The organism is Pseudomonas sp. FP1742 (genome assembly GCF_030687145.1).
GTDB lineage: Bacteria > Pseudomonadota > Gammaproteobacteria > Pseudomonadales > Pseudomonadaceae > Aquipseudomonas > Aquipseudomonas frederiksbergensis_D.
On record NZ_CP117460.1, the window covers coordinates 37,993 to 54,598 of the forward strand.

14 protein-coding genes and 1 pseudogene are annotated in these 16,606 nt (G+C 59.5%); 10 read left to right on the plus strand and 5 right to left on the minus strand.

All coding sequences use genetic code 11. From position 1 onward, the window contains the following. Nucleotides 1–287 precede the first annotated feature (287 nt). From PSH64_RS00175 to PSH64_RS00215, 9 genes are all read left to right on the plus strand, one after another. The gene (locus PSH64_RS00175; protein WP_018927294.1) at nucleotides 288–1,595 is read left to right on the plus strand and encodes a CitMHS family transporter; all 1,308 of its coding nucleotides are present in this window, start codon (nucleotides 288–290) and stop codon (nucleotides 1,593–1,595) included. An 85-nt stretch (nucleotides 1,596–1,680) separates the two neighbouring features. Continuing rightward, nucleotides 1,681–2,448, plus strand: a complete 768-nt coding sequence (locus PSH64_RS00180; RefSeq protein ID WP_105342627.1) for a TerC family protein — start codon at nucleotides 1,681–1,683, stop codon at nucleotides 2,446–2,448. A gap of 211 nt (nucleotides 2,449–2,659) precedes the next feature. Next, entirely contained in the window at nucleotides 2,660–4,318 is a 1,659-nt protein-coding gene (locus tag PSH64_RS00185; RefSeq protein ID WP_105342630.1) for a Na/Pi cotransporter family protein, read from the plus strand. Nucleotides 4,319–4,373: 55 nt separating this feature from the next. After that, nucleotides 4,374–5,750 carry a pitrilysin family protein gene (locus PSH64_RS00190; RefSeq protein ID WP_105342633.1) on the plus strand — a complete coding sequence of 459 codons (1,377 nt, stop codon included), beginning with the start codon at nucleotides 4,374–4,376 and terminating at the stop codon, nucleotides 5,748–5,750. A 218-nt stretch (nucleotides 5,751–5,968) separates the two neighbouring features. Beyond that, entirely contained in the window at nucleotides 5,969–6,997 is a 1,029-nt protein-coding gene (locus PSH64_RS00195) for a DUF5924 family protein (protein ID WP_105342635.1), read from the plus strand. Between the two features lie 53 nt (nucleotides 6,998–7,050). Further along, the gene (locus PSH64_RS00200) at nucleotides 7,051–8,199 is read left to right on the plus strand and encodes an ABC transporter permease (RefSeq protein ID WP_305479526.1); all 1,149 of its coding nucleotides are present in this window, start codon (nucleotides 7,051–7,053) and stop codon (nucleotides 8,197–8,199) included. Further along, complete coding sequence (locus tag PSH64_RS00205) at nucleotides 8,196–8,999, plus strand: ABC transporter ATP-binding protein (RefSeq protein ID WP_305479528.1); 804 nt, start codon at nucleotides 8,196–8,198, stop codon at nucleotides 8,997–8,999. The genes PSH64_RS00200 and PSH64_RS00205 overlap by 4 nt, the downstream gene beginning before the upstream one ends. A 1-nt stretch (nucleotide 9,000) precedes the next feature. After that, entirely contained in the window at nucleotides 9,001–9,939 is a 939-nt protein-coding gene (locus PSH64_RS00210) for an MlaD family protein (RefSeq protein WP_105342641.1), read from the plus strand. Continuing rightward, nucleotides 9,936–10,562 carry an ABC-type transport auxiliary lipoprotein family protein gene (locus tag PSH64_RS00215; protein WP_105342642.1) on the plus strand — a complete coding sequence of 209 codons (627 nt, stop codon included), beginning with the start codon at nucleotides 9,936–9,938 and terminating at the stop codon, nucleotides 10,560–10,562. The genes PSH64_RS00210 and PSH64_RS00215 overlap by 4 nt, the downstream gene beginning before the upstream one ends. 118 nt (nucleotides 10,563–10,680) lie before the next feature. Here PSH64_RS00215 and PSH64_RS00220 read toward each other — a convergent pair whose 3' ends face one another. From PSH64_RS00220 to PSH64_RS00240, 5 genes and pseudogenes are all read right to left on the minus strand, one after another. Continuing rightward, entirely contained in the window at nucleotides 10,681–11,910 is a 1,230-nt protein-coding gene (locus PSH64_RS00220) for a nucleoside recognition domain-containing protein (RefSeq protein WP_105342643.1), read from the minus strand. A 204-nt stretch (nucleotides 11,911–12,114) separates the two neighbouring features. After that, nucleotides 12,115–13,446 (minus strand): glutamate/aspartate:proton symporter GltP, encoded by a 1,332-nt coding sequence (gene gltP, locus PSH64_RS00225; protein WP_105342644.1) that lies wholly within the window; start codon nucleotides 13,444–13,446, stop codon nucleotides 12,115–12,117. A 682-nt stretch (nucleotides 13,447–14,128) separates the two neighbouring features. Then, nucleotides 14,129–14,230 (minus strand): annotated as a pseudogene (locus tag PSH64_RS00230) (Ivy family c-type lysozyme inhibitor); the annotation flags it as partial. Nucleotides 14,231–14,282: 52 nt separating this feature from the next. Continuing rightward, nucleotides 14,283–14,447, minus strand: coding sequence for a DUF1328 domain-containing protein (locus tag PSH64_RS00235; protein ID WP_003177151.1), 165 nt, complete (start codon nucleotides 14,445–14,447; stop codon nucleotides 14,283–14,285). 81 nt (nucleotides 14,448–14,528) lie between these two features. Further along, nucleotides 14,529–14,816, minus strand: a complete 288-nt coding sequence (locus PSH64_RS00240; protein ID WP_305479531.1) for a hypothetical protein — start codon at nucleotides 14,814–14,816, stop codon at nucleotides 14,529–14,531. 436 nt (nucleotides 14,817–15,252) lie between these two features. Between PSH64_RS00240 and algB the strand changes: the two genes are divergently transcribed. After that, nucleotides 15,253–16,599: a sigma-54-dependent response regulator transcription factor AlgB gene (gene algB, locus PSH64_RS00245; protein ID WP_105342646.1), complete on the plus strand. Its 1,347-nt coding sequence runs from the start codon at nucleotides 15,253–15,255 to the stop codon at nucleotides 16,597–16,599. The last annotated feature ends 7 nt before the right edge of the window (nucleotides 16,600–16,606 follow it).

A 16,606-nucleotide genomic window follows, 5' to 3' on the forward strand; every position in this document is an offset into this window, starting at 1 on the left:
TTCAACCCGGCCGACGACCGGTCGTACATTCGGTCAATGCTTTCATCCGCGAAAGCTGGCTGAAAGCTTCCCCGATTAGGATCGCCTCACTGCCGGCAACAGACCGGTTGGCCAACGCGAGTGTTTCATTGCCCGCCCGGCCCATTTAACAACAACAATGGTGATTCTGATGTCCGCTCCTATCCGCCTCTTCGCTGCACCTCCGCCCGTACGTTTCGTGCTTTCCGTTCTGCGCTGACCTCATCGGTTCGCCCATTCCCTAGCCGCGCTACGCCTGGAGTATTCCTATGCTGACTTTCCTTGGCTTTGCCATGGTCATCACGTTCATGTTCCTGATCATGACCAAGCGCCTGTCCGCGCTGATCGCCCTGATCATTATCCCGATCATTTTCGCCCTGTTCGGCGGTTTCTCGCCGAAGATCGGCCCAATGATGCTCGAAGGCATCACCAAGCTTGCGCCGACCGGCGTGATGCTGATGTTCGCCATCCTCTATTTCGCCCTGATGATCGACTCCGGCCTGTTCGACCCGGCCGTGCGCAAGATCCTCAAGCTGGTCAAGGGCGACCCGTTGAAAGTGTCGGTCGGTACCGCCGTGCTGGCGCTGATCGTGTCCATGGACGGTGATGGCGCCACCACTTACATGATCTGTGTGGCTGCCATGCTGCCGCTTTACAGCCGCATCGGCATGAGCCCGCGGATCATGGCCGGTCTGATCATCCTTGCCGGTGGTGTGATGAACATGACCCCCTGGGGTGGCCCGACCGCTCGTGCGGCCAGTGCGCTACATGTGGACCCGTCCGCGATTTTCGTGCCGATGATTCCGGCGATGCTGGCTGGCGTGGTGGCGATTCTGGCGATTGCCTATGTCTACGGTAAACGCGAGCGTGCGCGTCTGGGTGAACTGCATCTGGTCGGTGATGAAATCGACCACAGCGAAATCAGCGTTTCGCAGTTCCCGGACGCCCGTCGTCCAAAGCTGATCTGGTTCAACGGCGCGCTGACCCTGGCGCTGATGGGCACCCTGATTGCCGGCCTGTTGCCGCTGCCGGTGCTGTTCATGGTGGCGTTCAGTATCGCGATGATCGTCAACTACCCTTGCCTGCAACAGCAGAAGGACCGCGTTGCGGCCCACGCCGGTAGTGTGTTGGCGGTGGTCGGGTTGATCTTTGCCGCGGGTATCTTCACAGGTATCCTGACGGGCACCGGCATGGTCGACGCCATGTCCAAGAGCCTGCTGGCGGTTATCCCGGATTTCCTCGGCCCGTACCTGGCGGTGATCACGGCGCTGGTGAGCATGCCGTTCACGTTTTTCATGTCGAACGATGCTTTTTATTACGGCGTGTTGCCGGTGCTTGCCGAAGCCGCCAGCCATTACGGTATAACCGCGGTGGAAATGGCACGTGCCTCGATCGTCGGCCAGCCCGTCCACTTGCTGAGCCCGCTGGTACCATCGACCTACCTGTTGGTGGCCCTGGCCGGTATCGAGTTCGGTGACCACCAGCGGTTCACCCTGAAGTGGGCAGTACTGGTTTGCCTGTGCATACTGGTCGCTGCATTGCTGATGGGGATCTTTCCGCTGTTCAGCACGCTATAAGCTCAAGACTCACCATGACGGGTCCAGGCTTTGCTATATGAAGCCCGGGCCCTTCGTGGTTTAACACATCCTCAAAGGAATACACATGGAATGGCTGACCAACCCTGAAATCTGGGTTGCCTTCTTCACCCTGACTGCCCTGGAGATCGTTCTGGGCATCGACAACATCATCATGATTTCGATCCTGGTCAGCCGCATGCCCAAACACATGCAGGCGCGTACCCGGATCTTCGGCCTCGCACTGGCCATGGTCACGCGGATTCTGTTGCTGTTGTCGATCACCTGGGTCATGCGCCTCACCGCAGACTTGTTCGAAGTGTTCGGTCAGGGTATTTCCGGACGTGACTTGATTCTGTTCTTCGGTGGTCTGTTCCTGCTGTGGAAAAGCTCGCAAGAGATGTACCACGCACTGGAAGGTGAAGATGAAACCAATGAGGAGCCCGGCGGCAAGGGCGGCAATTTCCTCTACACCATCATTCAGATCGCGATCATCGACATCGTGTTCTCGCTGGACTCGGTCATCACTGCCGTTGGCATGGTGTCCCATGTACCGGTCATGGTCGCGGCGATCATCGTTGCTGTGCTGGTGATGATGTGGGCTTCCGGCACCATCAGCGAGTTCATCGACAAGCACCCATCGCTGAAGATGCTGGCGCTGTCTTTCCTGTTGATCGTCGGTACCGTGCTGATTGCCGAATCCTTCGATGTGCATGTGCCAAAAGGCTACGTCTACTTCGCCATGGCGTTCTCGCTGGCGGTGGAAGCAATCAACATCAGGATGCGCACCGCGATTGCGAAAAAACGCAAACAGCAGGAGCCGGTGAAACTGCGCAAGGATGTTCCGGGCCAGTAACCCAAACATCCTGTCGTGACAAAGGGGCCTTCGGGCCCCTTCGTCATGTCTGCATCAAACTGTTTTCATGACAGTTTTGTTTCAATCGCTTCTTTAGCTGTGCGATGCTGGCGTCCAGACCGTTAGCCAACTACAGCTTAAGTACAGAACGTAAAAGAACGCGGTACCGTCGACTTGCCCCGCTGGGGCGCTACCACCACAGGGGGCCTGTATGCTCACCCTGCTCAATTTGTTATCGGCCGTGGCCTTGTTGATCTGGGGCACGCACATCGTCCGAACCGGCATCCTGCGGGTTTATGGCTCCAACTTGCGCCATGTGATCGGCCAGAACATGTCCAGGCGTTGGTTGGCGTTTATCGCCGGGATCATGGTGACCGCCATGGTCCAGAGCAGCAACGCCACCGCCATGCTCGTCACTTCTTTTGTCGGTCAGGGCCTGATGGCGCTGACCCCCGCCCTGGCGACCATGCTCGGCGCCGACGTCGGTACCGCGCTGATGGCGCGGGTACTGACCCTCGACCTGTCGTGGCTGTCGCCGTTGCTGATCTTCCTCGGGGTGATTTTCTTTCTGTCGCGCAAGCAGACCCGGGTTGGGCAGATGGGACGGGTCGGCATCGGTCTGGGGCTGATCATTCTGGCGCTGCAATTGATCGTCGAGGCCGCCACGCCGATCACTCATGCTCAGGGAGTGAAGGTGATTTTCGCTTCTCTGACCGGCGATATCTTGCTCGATGCGCTGGTCGGTGCACTGTTCGCGATGATTTCATACTCCAGCCTGGCCGCCGTTTTGCTGACCGCGACCCTCGCCGGCGCCAGCGTGATCAGTCTGCCAGTGGCCATCGGCCTGGTGATCGGCGCCAACATCGGCAGCGGCGTTCTCGCCTTCCTCAGCACCAGCATGCAGAACGCCGCCGGCCGTCAGGTGGCGCTGGGCAGCCTGTTGTACAAACTGATCGGTTTGCTGCTGATCATTCCGGTGCTTGATCCATTGGTGCACTGGATCGACAGCTTCGATTTCAGCGCTCAGGAAATGGTCATCGGCTTCCACCTGCTCTACAACACCGCGCGTTGCCTGATCCTGTTGCCCAGCGTCGGGCTGATGGCCAGGCTCTGTGCGTGGCTGCTGCCGGAGCGGCCGGACATCAACGGCACGGCCAAGCCGCGGCACCTTGACCCGACGGCGTTGGTGACCCCTAGCCTGGCGCTGGCCAATGCCGCCCGGGAAACCCTGCGCATCGGCGATCTGGTCGACAACATGCTCGAAGCCATGCTCGCCGTACTGCGCGGCAAACAGACCGCCGTCACCCAGGAAATCCGTCGCCTGACCGATGATGTCGAAGCGCTCTACAGCGCGATCAAACTCTATCTGGCGCAAATGCCTCGCGAAGACCTCAGCGAGCAGGATAGCCAACGGTGGGCGGAAACCATCGAGCTGGCGATTAACCTGAAACTGGCCAGTGATCTGATCGAACGCATGCTGCGCAAGGTTCAGCAGCAGAAAACCGCGCAGCGGCGGTCGTTTTCCGAGGTCGGTCTGGAAGAGTTGGCCGGGCTGCACAGCCAGTTGATAGCCAACTTGCGTCTGGGGTTGTCGGTGTTCCTCAGCGCCGATCCGGAAAGTGCTCGCCAGTTACTGCGGGAGAAACGTCGCTTTCGCGCACAGGAACGCCGCCTGGCCCACGCTCATGTCAGCCGTTTACACCGTAAGATCGTGCAAAGTATCGAGACCAGTTCGCTGCATCTGGAGCTGATCGCTGACATGAGGCGCCTCAATTCGCTGTTTTGCAGCAGTGCCTATGCGGTGTTGGGCACTTCGGACACCGGTGCTCTGGCGGTCGACGATATGGCTGACATCACTCATTCACCCTGAACGTCCACAGTTGCCTGAAGTCTGTTGTACTTACGCTGTCGTACGGAAACTCGTTATGCGTTGTCTGCTGTTCGCTTGTCTGCTGCTCGGCGCCCTGCCTTCGTTTGCCCTGGATCGCTTTCAGGTCGAGGGCTATACGCTGCCCAACGGCCTGCAATTGATCCTCAAGCCAGGCGCCGAGCGCGGGCATGTGGCGATCCGGCTGGTGGTTGGTGTTGGCCTGGATGATTTCAGCTGCGCCGACAAAGAACTGCCGCACCTGCTCGAGCACTTGTTGTTCAGCGGCATCGACGCCACCGGCGAAGGGGGGCTGGAAGAGCGCATGCAAGCCCTGGGGGGTGAGTGGAATGCTTACACCAGCAACGCCGACACGACGTTCGTCATCGAAGCCCCGGCGAAAAACCAGCGTAAGGTGCTCGATCTGCTGTTGGCATTGCTGACCCAGACCCATATCGACGACAACGCCATCAACGTCGCCAAGCAAGTGGTCGAGCGCGAAGACGGTGGCCATTATTCCCACCTGCAACGTTGGCTGGATCGCCAGGACCTGGGCCACACCGCCAGCAACCAATTGGCGGTGGAACTGGGCCTCAAATGCTCCGAGCGCGCCGAAGTCGATCACCTGACCCGCGAGCAACTGGATAAGGTGCGCAAGGCCTGGTACGCGCCCAATAACATGACCCTGATCGTGGTTGGTGAGCTCGACCACTTGCTGCCGGCCTATCTGGAACGGACTTACGGTGCGCTCCAGGCAGTTGAGCCGACTGAGCACCTGTCCCTGCCGGACATTCAGGCCAGCGCGGCCCATCAGCGCAATCTGAGTAGCGGTTTGGTCGGTGGCGGCGCCAAGTTGCACTGGCTGGTGCCGGAACCGGTGCTGGAAGACCTGCACGATGAAACCTTCGACTTGCTCAAGGAGTATCTGGACTGGGCGCTCTATCGCCAGCTGCGTCTGGTCCATGGGCTGTCCTACGGCCCCTCGGCCGAGCGTGAAGTGTTTGGCGGGGTGGGCTTCATGAGCCTGAACGCCGACCTTGATCGCGGCGACGTGCCAGCAGCCGAACAGGTGCTGGATGAACTCAAGGCCGATCTGCTCAAGAACGGTCTCGACGCCACCACCTTCGCCCGCCTCAAGCAGGCCGCCATCGCTCGCCAGACCTGGGCCGTGCAAGGCAATAGCGCCCTGGCGGATTATTACTGGAGCGCCCTCGGCGACTACGCGGACGGCCATTTCGCCAACCCGGCCAAGGCACTGCAAGAAGTGACGCTGGCCGAGGCGAACAAGGCGATGCGTGAGTTGTTGTCGCAACCGGGGTATTTGCGGATCGAGAAGCCGTTGATGAGTTATGACCAGGTGATGTGGGCGATTGCCGGGGGATTTGGATTGATGGTGCTTGGGGCATTGGGTTGGCGTGTTCACCGCAGAAAGTAGTTATTTCCCTGTGGCAACGGGTTTTGTGTGGCGAGGGGGCTTGCCCCCGTTCGGCTGCGCAGCAGTCGCAATATCGGTGAATGCGGTGTACCTGATAAACCGGGTTGCCGCATTTTCAGGGCCGCTTCGCAGCCCAACGGGGGCAAGCCCCCTCGCCACAGGGCCCCTCGGACGGTACCCTGTCGGGGATTTTTCCCACGACTATTGTGAACCGCCGAATGCCGACTCTGACCCTGTACATCCAGCGCATCCTGGAACTGATGAAGCGCTACCCCGGAGTCATCGCGCTCGGCGGTTTCATTTCCGGGGTCGGCAGCTTCATGCTGGTGGATCGCCAACAAGGTCTGGCGAGCTGGATCACCACCATCATGCTGGTCAGCTGGGTCTGGTTGATGCTGGAAAACAGCCTCACCAAGCTGTTCGCCAGGGTCTTCAAGCGCGAAATACCCCAGCCCCTGCTGCGTTACGCGACGCAGATGATCCATCAGGAAAGCCTGTTCTTCGTCCTGCCGTTCTTTTTAATTACCACCACCTGGAACAGCGGCCAGTTGTTCTTCACTGGATTACTGAGCATGGCGGCGCTGATTTCGATCATCGACCCGCTCTACTACAAATGGCTGGCACCGCGCCGTTGGGCGTTTCTGGCGCTGCACACCCTGACCCTGTTTGCGGCCCTGCTGACCGCCCTGCCCGTCATCCTGCACCTGACCACTGCCCAGAGCTTCAAGCTGGCGCTGGGCATTGCCATGCTGCTGTCGTTCCCGAGCCTGGCCTCGATCTTCCCTATTCGCACCGTGCGCAACGCATTGGCGATCCTCAGCATCACCGTCGGCATCGGCGCCGCCGGTTGGGTGCTGCGCTCCTGGGTGCCGCCGGCGACCCTGTGGATGACCGATGTGGCGATCAGTACCCAAATGCAGGACCGCACCCCTGGCAAGAGTCTGGAAGAGGTCAGCGTCGAGCAGATTCGTGGCGACGGCTTGTACGCCTACACCGCGATCAATGCCCCACGGGGGCTGGACGAGCGGATCTATCACGTCTGGATATTCAACGGTAAAGAGGTTGACCGCATCCCGCTGGACATCCACGGCGGGCGCAAGGAAGGCTACCGCGCCTGGACCCACAAGCAGAACTTCCCCGGTAATCCGGCGGGCAAATGGCAGGTCCGGGTGCTCACCGAAGACGGCCAGGTGATCGGTGTGCTGCGCTTCAAGGTCATGGACAGCACACCCATCAAAGATAAGTAACGCGGTTCGTGCTATTAATCTGGTCTGCGCAATTGCCGAACAAGCAGGAGCTTATGACCAGCAGCACAACGCCCGGCAGTGTCCGACTGGATACCTCGCACATCCCAGCCATGCTGCGGGTCACGGGTGACTGGACGCTCGCTCATTACGCCGATCTCAGCCACCTGAGCGACAAGCTCCGTGGCCAATACGACGACAACACCCGGATCGACCTTAACGGCCTCGGTGCCCTGGACACGGCGGGTGCATCGCTGCTGGTGGAGTTGCTGGGTTCCGAGCGTCTGGGCAAATTCGCCGAACACCCCGATTGCACCCTTTCCTCCGCCGATCGCGCCTTGCTGCAGACGGTGTATTGCTCGCTGACTGATTTCTGCGTGCCGATCAAAGAACCGGAAATCAGCGTCGGCATTCAACTGCTGACCCGTATCGGCCGCGCGGTCGATGCGATCTGGCAGGACACCCTGCAGCTGCTGGGTTTCGTCGGCCTGATCCTGCAAACCATCGCGCGCAGGCTGTTTTGTCCCAAGCGCTGGCGTCTCACGCCAATGGTCGCGCACATTGAGCAGACCGGCCTGGACGCTGCCCCCATCGTCGCCCTGCTGACCTTTATGGTGGGCGCCGTGGTAGCGTTTCTCGGTGCGACTGTGCTGGCGAGCTTCGGCGCGAGCATTTTTACCGTGGACCTGGTGGCGTTCTCTTTTCTGCGGGAATTCGGCGTGTTGCTGACCGCGATCCTGATGGCGGGCCGCACCGCCAGCGCGTTCACCGCGCAGATCGGCTCGATGAAGGCCAACGAAGAAATCGACGCGATCCGTACCCTCGGCCTGGACCCCATGGAGTTGCTGGTGGTGCCGCGTGTCCTGGCGTTGCTGGTGGCGCTGCCGATGCTGACCTTTCTGGCGATGTTGTCGGGGATTGTCGGCGGTGGTGTGGTCTGTGCGCTGTCGCTGGATATTTCGCCGGCGATGTTCCTGTCGTTGCTGCAATCGGACATTGGCGTTCAGCACTTTCTGGTGGGGATCGTCAAAGCGCCGATTTTTGCGTTCCTGATTGCCTCTATCGGCTGTCTCGAAGGCTTCAAGGTCAGTGGCAGCGCCGAGTCTGTCGGCGCACACACCACGTCCAGTGTGGTCCAATCAATCTTCGTGGTGATCGTGCTTGATGCCGTGGCCGCGTTGTTTTTCATGGAGATGGGCTGGTGAGTCGTCTACCCCGAACGCCTGGCGAGGCGGTGATCGACGTTCGCGGGCTGTGCAATCGCTTCGGCCGTCAGAGCGTGCACGAGAACCTCGACCTGGATTTGTACAAAGGCGAGATCCTTGCCGTGGTCGGCGGTTCCGGCAGCGGCAAATCGGTGCTGTTGCGCAGCATCGTCGGCTTGCGCCAGCCCAGCGAAGGGCTGGTGAAGGTGTTCGGCAAGAACTTGCCGAGCCTGTCGGAGCACGAGCGTTCGCTGGTCGAACGGCGCTTCGGTGTGTTGTTCCAGAAAGGTGCCCTGTTCTCTTCGCTGACGGTGACCGAGAACGTCGCCCTGCCCCTGATCGAACACGCCGGCCTGAGTCGTGCCGACGCCGAGCACCTGGCAGCGGTGAAGCTGGCATTGGCCGGGCTGCCGTTGTCGGCGGCCGACAAGTACCCTGCTTCACTGTCCGGCGGCATGATCAAACGTGCGGCGCTGGCCCGGGCGCTGGCGCTGGACCCGGACATCCTGTTTCTCGACGAACCCACCGCCGGCCTCGATCCGATTGGCGCGGCGGCCTTCGATCAATTGATCCTGACCCTGCGTGATGCGTTGGGTTTGAGTGTGTTTCTGGTCACCCACGACCTCGACACGCTCTACACCATCACCGACCGGGTGGCGGTGTTGGCACAGAAGAAAGTGCTGGTGGCTGATGCCATCGATAAAGTATCGGAAACCGACGACGCGTGGATTCACGAATACTTCCATGGCCCTCGCGGCCGCGCGGCGCTGACGGCCGCTAACCAGCTCAATGAGGTCTGACATGGAAACCCGAGCCCATCACGTATTGATCGGCCTGTTCACCGTCATAGTGGTGGCAGGCGCCCTGCTCTTCGGTCTGTGGCTGGCCAAGTCCAGCGTCGACACCGAATTCAAGGATTACGAAATCGTCTTCAATGAGGCGGTCAGCGGCCTGTCCAAGGGCAGTGCCGTGCAGTACAGCGGGATCAAGGTCGGTGACGTGGTGACGCTGCGCCTGGACCCGAGCGACCCACGCCGGGTGTTGGCGCGGATCCGCCTGGGCGGAGACACCCCGATCAAGGAAGACACCCAAGCCAAACTGGCGCTGACCGGGATCACCGGCACCTCGATCATTCAGCTCAGCGGCGGCACGCCACAAAGTCCGAAGCTCAAGGGCAAGGACGGCAATTTGCCGACCATCGTGGCGTCGCCCTCGCCCATCGCCCGTTTGATGAGCGACAGTAACGATCTGATGACGGGTGTGAACATGTTGATGCAGAACGCCAATCAGATGTTTTCTTCGGAAAACGTCGAGCGCATCAGCAAGACCCTTGAGCATCTGGAGCAAACCACCGGCACCATCGCCGACCAGCGCGGCGACATCGGTCAGGCCATGCAGCAACTGGCGTCGATCGGTAAACAGGCCTCCGCCACACTCGAACAAACCGCTGGGCTGATGCGCAACGCCAACGGCTTGCTCAACGATCAGGGCAAGCAGATGTTCGGCAGTGCCGAGCAAGCCATGAAGTCCCTGGAACAGAGCAGCGCGACCCTCAACTCATTGCTCACCACTAATCAGGATTCCCTCAACAACGGCATGCAGGGCCTCAATGGCCTGGCGCCGGCGGTACGTGAGTTGCGCGATACCTTGAGTTCGTTGCGCACCATTTCCCAGCGCCTTGAGGCCAACCCCAGCGGATATCTGCTGGGCAGTGACAAGAACAAGGAGTTCACGCCATGAAGCTGATCCCGTTAGCCTTGGCTGCCGGTTTTGCACTGACCAGCGCCTGCTCGATTCTGCCCAAGTCCGAGCCGTCCGATGTCTATCGATTGCCGTCGTCCCAGAGCGGCGCACCGGCCAATCACAGCGCGGTGCTGCACTGGTCGTTGCGACTGGCCAAGCCACAGACCAGCGAAGCCCTGAACAACCCGAAGATCGCCGTAATCCCTCAGGGTGACCTGATCAGCAGTTACAAGGCTTCACGCTGGAGCGATCCGGCCCCGGTACTGTTGCGCAATCGCCTGCTCGATGGTTTCCAGCGTGACGGTCGTGTGCCGTTGCTCAGCACCGATGACAGCAATCTCCAGGCGGACCTGGAACTGGGCGGCAACCTGCAGGCGTTCCAGACCGAATACCAGGGCGCGACGGCGAGCGTGGTCGTGCGGCTGGATGCGTTGCTGGTGCGTGGATATGACCAGCGAATCCTCGCCAGTCGGCGTTTTGAAGTGCGTCAGCCGTTGAGCGATGTGAAGGTGCCGGCGGTGGTCGCCGGGTTCGGCCAGGCCAGCGACCAGTTGACGGCGCAGGTGGTGGCCTGGACGGTGGAGCAAGGTCAGAAGATTGCGCCGCCGCGGAGGCCTTGAAGCCACCGCCGAACTCCTGTGGGAGCGGGCTTGCTCGCGAAAGAGGCCGGTACATTCAACATGTCTGTTGACTGACACACCGCTTTCGCGAGCAAGCCCGCTCCCACAGGTTTGTCGGTTAGCCGAAGAACCAGTAGCAAACCCCGATCGCGCCAAGAACACCGGCCAGCTCTGCCAGCAGCGCGCAACCCACCGCATGCCGTGCGCGCTGGATGCCTACCGCGCCGAAATACACCGCCAATACATAGAAGGTCGTTTCGGTACTGCCCTGGACTGTCGCCGCCACCAGCGCCGGGAAACTGTCCACCCCCTCGGTCTTCATGGTTTCAATCAGCATTGCCCGGGCGGCACTGCCGGAGAACGGTTTGACCATGGCCGTCGGCAGCGCATCGACGAAGCGTGTGTCCCACCCGGCCCACGCCACCAGGTGACGAATCCCGTCCAGACCGAAGTCCAGCGCCCCGGACGCCCGCAGCACCCCCACGGCGCAGAGCATCGCCACCAGATATGGCAGCAGGTTCTTGGCGACGTCGAAGCCTTCTTTCGCGCCTTCGACGAACGCTTCATAGACCTTCACCTTGCGTAACGCGCCAATGATCAGAAACAGCATGATCAGCCCGAACAGCGTCACGTTGCCGAGGATCGATGACAGGCTCGCCAGCGCGGTCGCCGAAAGCGTCGCCAGCAACGCCATGAAGCCGCCGAGGGCGAGGGCGCCGGGAATCAGATAGGCCAGCACCACCGGGTCCCAGATGCGCAGGCGTTGCATGAAGGCGACGGACAGAAAACCAACGATGGTCGAGCAACTGGTGGCCAGCAGGATCGGCAGGAAAACCAGCGTCGGATCAGGTGCACCTTGTTGCGCGCGGTACATGAAGATCGTCACCGGCAGCAGGGTCAGGGAAGAGGCGTTGAGTACCAGAAAGAGGATCTGCGCGTTGCTGGCGATCGTCTCGCTGGGGTTGATGTCCTGCAACGCACGCATGGCCTTGAGGCCGATGGGGGTGGCGGCGTTGTCCAGGCCCAGGCCATTGGCGGCGAAGTTGAGCGTGATCAGGCCGATGGCGGGATGACCGGCCGGGACTTCCGGCATCAGGCGCAGGAACAGAGGGCCCAGCGCCTTGGCCAGCCACTCGACGATGCCGGCCTTTTCGGCGATCCGCAGAAAGCCCAGCCAGAGGGTGAGGGTGCCGAACAGCAGGACCATGACCTCGACCGATAATTTGGCCATGGCGAAAATGCTTTCCACCATCGCCGCGAAGATCCCGGCGTTACCGCCGATCAGCCACTGCGCCAGCGCCGATACGGCTGCCACGATGAAGAAGCCAAGCCACAGGCCATTAAGCATCAGTCAAATCCCCCGGAAGATGGGGCGAATGATAGCGGGGTAGGCAGAAACGACAAACCCCGGATTTCTCCGGGGTTTGTCTGGCACTGCTGGCAAAAGACCAATGTGGGAGCGGGCTTGCTCGCGAAGAGGCCGGAATATTCAACATCTACGTTGACTGATCCACCGCTTTCGCAAGCAAGCCCGCCCCCACAGGGTTATGCGTCAGTTGCTGGAGGTTTCGCCAGCCGGCAGCTTTTCCTTGCTGCGCCAGTGCGGCAGGGAGTTCCAGTAGCGCTGGCCCTTGGCGTCGTCGTACATGCCTTCCCAGCGCGAGATGACCAGTACGGCCAAGGCATTGCCGATCACGTTGAGCGCGGTACGGGCCATGTCCATGATGCGGTCGACACCGGCGATGAACGCCAGGCCTTCCAACGGAATACCGACGCTGCCCAGAGTGGCCAGCAGCACCACGAAGGACACACCCGGCACACCGGCGATGCCTTTGGAGGTGACCATCAGGGTCAGTACCAGCAGCAATTGCTGGCTGATCGACAGGTCGATGCCGTACAGCTGGGCAATGAAGATCGCCGCGATGCTCTGGTACAGGGTCGAACCGTCGAGGTTGAACGAGTAGCCGGTCGGTACCACGAAGCTGCAAATGGCTTTCGGCGCGCCGTAGGCTTCCATCTTCTCGATCACGCGCGGCAGCACGGTTTCGGAACTGGCGGTGGAGTAGGCCAGGACCAGCTCATCCTTGAAGATGCGCATCAGCTTGATCACCGAGAAGCCGAACAGGCGAGCGATCAGGCCCAATACCACGAAGGCGAAGAAGGCAACGGCGAAGTAAACCAGGACGACCAGTTTGGCCAGCGGCAGCAGCGAGGCGAAACCGAAGTTGGCCACGGTCACCGCGATCAGTGCGAACACGCCGATCGGGGCGTAGTTCATGATCATGTGGGTGACTTTGAACATGCTTTCCGACACGCCCTGGAACGTCTTCACCAGCGGTTCGCGCAGGTCCGATTGCAGGCTCGACAGACCGAGACCGAACAACACGGAGAAGAAGATGATCGGCAGCATCTCGCCACGGCCCATGGCCGCAAAGATGTTCGACGGGATCAGGTTGAGGATGGTTTCGACGAACGCGTGTTCATGCTGAACCTCGGCGGCAGTGGCCTGGTACTTGGAAATATCCACGGTACCCAGGGTGCTCATGTCGATGCCGCTGCCTGGATGGACCACGTTGGCCAGCACCAGACCGACCAGGATGGCGATGGTGGTGACGATCTCGAAGTAAATGATGGTCTTCAGACCGATACGCCCGAGTTTTTTCGCGTCGCCAACACCAGCAATGCCGACAATCAGCGAGGAAATCACGATCGGGATCACGATCATTTTGATCAGACGGATAAAGATATCGCCTGCCGGTTGCAGCACGTTGCTGATCCACCAGGCTTTTTCGGCACTGAAGTGGTTGAGCAGTGCACCTATTGCTATCCCCAGAACCAGACCGATGAGGATCTGCCAGGCGAGGCTAAGCTTTGCCTTCTTCATATCTTTATCCTTACTTGCGTTTGACTCAGGCTGATGCAAGAACTGAAACGCTCAACGGCGAAGCAGTTTTGCATCGGCCCCCGTATAAGGTCCCCGCGAGCGAGCATTTACAGCTCTCAGGCAGCGAAAAAGGCGCAACTATTCCGATGCCGGGAAGCGACGTCTAATGCCGTAAGCGCCTACCCTATGCCGAATCGGCATGAGATCTTTTAACCGAAACCCGCGTCCCAGCCGGTTCGAATGCGACATTTCGGCAGGCATAAGTGCCGTGAACCGGCCATTTCAGCGCAGGTTGATGTTTTTTGAACCAATGAAAATTTAGGAGATGTCCTACGTTCGACTGCGATTTTTCTTCTCGTGAAAGTCAGAGCTTTCTCGATATACGGTCACGAAGAAACACCGCGAAACGGTTTTGCGGGGAATATGCAGCAAGAAATTATAAGCAGAATGCTCTAGATCAACGTTTTGCACGTTGAAGCTCTCCGCAAGTCCGTCGAGCCGCCCAGGGCCGGCGAACTTGCGTAGCAGCTTTACCTGACCCGGCCCTTGCGCGGCTACTCCCTGTACCCGTAGGTCACTCCGACCCTGAAACAGTCAGAACGTCCCGACCCCTTGATCATGCGTCTACCGTCCTCGGGTAGCGCAGTGGAAAGAAGCGTGCGGCCTCTTTCGTGTTTCGAACTCAATACCGGCGTGGATCTTTCTTCAGCAGTTCCATCAACAACTTCTGCATGCCTTCATCCGGTTTACCGAGAAAGCGGTAGTCGGCATGTCGTATAGGCGACTGCCGCCCAGAAGCAGGGCGGCCGCCAATGTCTTTAACCGAAATCCGCATATCAACCTCGACCGCGACGGCCGAAGAAGAAGGAAGCAATGAACATCACCAGGAATACGACAAAGAGAATCTTGGCGATGCCCGTGGCGGTGCCCGCGATACCACCGAAGCCCAATACTGCAGCGATGATGGCAATGATCAGGAATGTGATTGCCCAGCTCAACATGGTGATTCTCCTTACGCTTCTATTTAAGGGTATTGCTTGTGGTGCCTTTCCCGGCGCGTTGAGCGCGCCAAGTTCATTTGCTCAAAACACCCAACGTTCCTGAGAGGACGTCTCGTCCACAGGTCGGGCCTGGTCGACGTCCATCATTCGTATCGAGGCATTGTCAGCCGGGTTGCTGCTGACGGCACTGAAGTGGGTTTGGGGGGCATGTGCAATCGACAGGTGCGATGCCTCTGGTCGCTGGGTCTGTTCCCAGCGCAGTAACTGTTGGCCGCCAATCAACGTGAGCAACAGCGCCAACAGGGCAAACAAGCCTTGCTGGACATGCAGTGGCGAGATAGGCAGTTGGGCAGCACCTTGGCGACTCATCCTGAAGTTCCTCCCACGTTGGGTAGTAAATCTTGGGCGGGCTCTATAAATGCCCTGATTACCCAGACTCCTGCAGCCTGCATGCCAGCTTTTTATCGGAATAAATATTATTGAATTCAATAAGTTATATGGCTTGCGAAAATCATTCTGGACGCATCCTGCACGATGGCCCGTCTGAGGTCGTGCGGAATGCACGATGAGCACGCCGAAACTTTCAATATTTTTGGAATTGAGGGAAGGGCGCGGATGTCAGAAAGTGACGCAGGCAATCACCGAAAGAAGGGTCTATTAATAAAAAATCAAATAAATCAGTTAATTAGCTGGGTACTGAGCAAATAGCTCTCGTGTTATGGCTGGAATCGACCAGAATCAATCATGCAACTTGCCCGATTTTTCCGGGCCTAACCAAGATCATCAACTAAAGGAGCGTAGGAACATGGAATCAGCCACTGAGCATCAAGGCCGCATTCTGCTGGTAGACGACGAGTCTGCCATCCTTCGAACCTTTCGCTATTGCCTCGAAGACGAAGGCTACAGCGTGGCCACCGCGACCAGCGCTGCTCAGGCCGAAGCCTTGTTGCAGCGTCAGGTTTTCGATTTGTGCTTCCTCGATTTGCGCCTGGGTGAAGATAATGGCCTCGATGTGTTGGCCCAGATGCGCATTCAGGCGCCATGGATGCGTGTCGTGATCGTTACCGCCCACTCGGCCGTGGACACTGCCGTGGATGCGATCCAGGCCGGTGCCGCCGACTATCTGGTCAAACCTTGCAGCCCCGACCAGTTGCGTCTGGCTACCGCCAAGCAACTGGAGGTGCGGCAGCTTTCGGCGCGCCTGGAAGCCCTCGAAGGTGAAGTACGAAAGCCCAGGGAAGGTCTGGACTCCTACAGCCCGGCCATGAAAGTGGTGCTTGAAACCGCACGCCAGGTTGCGACTACGGACGCCAATATCCTGATTCTCGGAGAGTCCGGCACCGGCAAGGGTGAGCTGTCACAGGCCATTCATGCCTGGAGTAAACGCCAGAAGAAATCCTGCATTACCATCAACTGTCCGTCCCTCACTGCGGAATTAATGGACAGTGAACTCTTTGGTCACAGCCGTGGTGCGTTTACCGGTGCCAGCGAAAGCACCTTGGGACGTGTCAATCAGGCTGACGGCGGAACGTTGTTTCTCGACGAGATCGGCGATTTTCCCTTGACCTTGCAACCCAAGTTACTGCGTTTCATTCAGGACAAGGAATACGAACGCGTGGGCGACCCGGTGACCCGTCGCGCCGATGTGCGAATCCTCGCAGCCACTAACCTCAACCTCGAAGACATGGTTCGCGATGGTCGCTTTCGTGAAGACTTGCTCTATCGGCTCAACGTCATCACCTTGCACTTGCCGCCGCTTCGCGAGCGCAGGGAAGACATTCTGAACCTGGCAGACCGTTTCCTGGCGCGCTTCGTCAAGGAGTACTCGCGTCCTGCCCGGTGTTTCAGCGACGAGGCCCGCGAGGCGCTGCTCAGCTACCGCTGGCCCGGCAATATCCGTGAGTTACGTAACGTAGTGGAGCGCGCGAGCATTATTTGTCCACAGGAACGGGTCGAGATCAGCCACTTGGGCATGGCCGAGACTCCCACCAACAACGCACCGCGCATTGGTGCTGCGTTGAGCCTGGATGAGCTGGAGAAAGCTCACATCGGCGCGGTCCTTGCCACGGCCGATACCCTGGATCAGGCGGCCAAGACGCTCGGTATCGACGCATCGACCCTGTATCGCAAACGCAAGCAGTACAACCTGTGAGCCGTAC